The organism is Cohnella sp. GbtcB17 (assembly GCF_019091135.1).
In the GTDB taxonomy this organism is placed as follows: Bacteria; Bacillota; Bacilli; order Paenibacillales; family Paenibacillaceae; genus Cohnella.
In genome coordinates, this window is the sequence record NZ_JAGXJW010000131.1 from 1 (window position 1) to 2,265 (window position 2,265).

4 protein-coding genes are annotated in these 2,265 nt (G+C 58.1%); all 4 read right to left on the reverse strand.

Annotated elements, in window-relative coordinates:
• The coding region (locus KVT38_RS33205) for an uL13 family ribosomal protein (RefSeq protein WP_217598020.1) at positions 1-140 on the reverse strand (140 nt) is incomplete at its 3' end.
• Positions 141-397: 257 nt separating this feature from the next.
• Entirely contained in the window at positions 398-1,201 is an 804-nt protein-coding gene (truA, locus tag KVT38_RS33210) for a tRNA pseudouridine(38-40) synthase TruA (protein ID WP_217598019.1), read from the reverse strand.
• A gap of 221 nt (positions 1,202-1,422) precedes the next feature.
• Positions 1,423-1,788 (reverse strand): 50S ribosomal protein L17, encoded by a 366-nt coding sequence (rplQ, locus tag KVT38_RS33215; protein ID WP_090117889.1) that lies wholly within the window; start codon positions 1,786-1,788, stop codon positions 1,423-1,425.
• Positions 1,789-1,832: 44 nt separating this feature from the next.
• The coding region (locus KVT38_RS33220; protein WP_306795380.1) for a DNA-directed RNA polymerase subunit alpha C-terminal domain-containing protein at positions 1,833-2,265 on the reverse strand (433 nt) is incomplete at its 5' end.

Genomic DNA, 2,265 nt, shown 5'->3' on the forward strand with positions numbered 1-2,265 from the left:
GGCGTGAACTCCGGCCTGTGCTTGCCGCGGATCAGCGATGCCGCTTCGGTAGCCAGACGACCCAGCGTCTTGCCTTCAGCGTCGATGACATGCCACTTGCGTTCAACTTCGTTCGTCTTCGCCATGTACGTTGTGCGCATGTTACTTCCTCCTTCAATCCTGCTCTTATCCGTGATCGGCCTGTAGGCCTCATCGATTGCGTATCGGTTGGGAAAAACGAGTGTTGCCGTATGGTCCGCTTCTGCGTCTCCATCTTCGGGAAGGAGAATGCGCGGCGCACGACCGTGCCGCTTCGCGTATTCTTCATCGGGGCCGTGGGAAGCCATGAAGAACACACAATGACTATTGTACATGATATCCCTGGGCGCCGCAATACTAAATCAAGCAATTTAACGCATTAATTATACGGCGGCTTCCAGTTCAATCCCCACTCCGGTCCATACGCGACGCTGCACATCGTCAATCCGTGCGGGACGGCCGTAGGACCGCTCTTTGCCCGGTCTTTGGCTGCGAGAATGTCGGCGATCTCTTCCGGTTTCCGCTTGCCTTCCCCGACCTGCAGGATCGTTCCGACGATGATGCGCACCATATTGTATAAAAACCCGTTTCCCGTAACGGTAATATGCGCGATTCCTCTGCCGGGTTGCTCGCTGCCCGCCGAATCCGTGTCTACGCGCAACGAAACCTCGTACAGCGTGCGGACATGATGCGGCTTGGTAGAGAGCGGCGAAGTGAAGGACGTAAAGTCGTGCTCGCCAATCAAATGCTTCAGCCCCTCCCTCATCGCGGCGAAGTTCAAAGGCGCCGGATGATGGAAGACGCGATGCCTGGCGAATACGTCCGGAAAACGGTAGGAATTGATCGAGTAGCGGTAGGTTTTGCCTACGGCGCAGCGCCTCGCGTGAAATTCGGCGGAGACTTCGACGGCCGCATGCACGACGATATCGTTCGGCAGCCGCGTATTGAGTGCGACGGCCCAGCGCTCCGCCGGGATGCTGGACGCCGTCGGGAAGTTCGCGACCTGTCCGAGCGCATGCACGCCGGCATCGGTACGGCCGGAGCCCGTCAGCTTGACGCGCTCGCCCGAGAGCATATGGATGGCCTCTTCAATCTTGTCCTGCACCGTATTGCCGCCGGGCTGACTCTGAAAACCGTAGTAAGCCGTGCCGTCGTAGCTGATGAGCAGCGCGATGTTGCGCATGCGCATTCCTCCTTGTGGCACAAAAAAAGGATGTGCCGAAAGGGTAGCATTCGGTCCATCCTTTTTTGAATTCAAAGCTCCGACCGCCGAAGGCGGCCCAGGCTTGGAATTCCTCCGCGTGAACGGACGCGCGCCTCCCGAAGGAGGGCGAAGCCGTTAACGTCCGCGCAACGGCTTCTCGTCTGGGAAGAGGTCGAAACCGATGCGCATGATCCGCGGAATTAAGCGCGGTCGACGAGCTCGAGATACACCATAGGAGCGGAGTCGCCCCGGCGAGGTCCGAGCTTCAGGATGCGCGTGTAGCCGCCTGCGCGCTCCGCGTAACGCGGCGCGAGATCGGAGAACAGCTTTTGGATCGCGTCCTGTTCGCCGTTCAGCGTCTCGCGACGCACGAATGCCGCCACTTGACGACGCGCATGCAGATCGCCGCGCTTAGCCAGCGTGATCAGCTTCTCGGCGATGGAGCGAACTTCTTTTGCTTTCGCTTCCGTCGTTTGGATACGTTCGTAGAGGAACAGGTCGGTGACCAGGTCACGGAAGAGCGCCTTCCGCGAGCTCGAATCACGACTCAGTTTCTGGTATGCCATCTGTTATTCCCTCCTTGTCGCTTGATGCGGTCTTATCCGGTCTTCTATTCTTCGAAGCGAAGACCGAGACCGAGTTCTTCGAGCTTCTCCTGCACTTCCTCCAAAGACTTGCGGCCCAGGTTGCGGACCTTCATCATGTCTTCTTCGGTCTTGGTGATGAGCTCTTGAACCGTGTTGATACCGGCGCGCTTCAGGCAGTTGTAGGAGCGAACGGAGAGATCGAGCTCTTCGATGGTCATCTCGAGCACTTTCTCCTTCTTGTCCTCTTCCTTCTCCTTCATCGTCTCGGTATCCTTGGCTTCGTCCGTGAGGCCGACGAACAGCGACAAGTGATCCGTCAGGATCTTGGCGCCCAGACTGACCGCTTCTTCGGGCCGGATGCTGCCGTCGGTCCATACTTCAAGCGTGAGCTTGTCGTAGTTGGTGACTTGACCGACGCGGGTATTCTCGACCTTATAGTTAACGCGGGTAATCGGC